The organism is Mycobacteroides sp. CBMA 271 (genome assembly GCF_009729205.1).
GTDB lineage: Bacteria > Actinomycetota > Actinomycetes > Mycobacteriales > Mycobacteriaceae > Mycobacterium.
In genome coordinates, this window is the sequence record NZ_VTHB01000018.1 from 1 (window position 1) to 434 (window position 434).

Here is a 434-nt window from a genome sequence, read left to right on the forward strand (position 1 = left end):
GCGCCCCACTTGGCTCCTTCGGCCATGTCGCGGGCATTCATCGAGAGTGTGTTGGTCTCGTGAGTGGCACCCATGGCGCGGTAGGCGCGGACGAGTTCTTCCATCGCGGTGTTCCACTGCGCCTGCCAGGCGGCTTGGCTCATCGAGGTATCACCGTGCCAGACGGCCTGCAGGGAAGCCTGCTGGGCAGCCAGATCGGCACCCAACGCGGTCAGCACACCCGAATAGGTGTTCATCTCACCGGCATGGGCAAGCATCGCGGGGTAGTTGAAAGTAATCTGCGACATTTCTTATATCCCTTTCGTGTCTTAGACGCCGGTGTAACGGCTGGCGGCGGCGGCATCCTCGGCGACGTAGGTCGCGGCGGCATCGCCCAGGTTCAGCTGCGCAATATCGAGCAGCGCGTTGACCTTCGCGGACACCTCGACGAACCG

General features: G+C 62.9%; 1 protein-coding gene and 1 pseudogene. Both read right to left on the reverse strand.

Annotated features, from left to right (window positions below; all coding sequences use genetic code 11):
* A partial coding sequence (locus tag FZI91_RS23595) for a WXG100 family type VII secretion target (protein WP_155941547.1) occupies positions 1-287 on the reverse strand: 287 nt, incomplete at its 3' end.
* A 21-nt stretch (positions 288-308) separates the two neighbouring features.
* Positions 309-434, reverse strand: a pseudogene (gene esxG / locus FZI91_RS23600) (type VII secretion system protein EsxG); the annotation flags it as partial.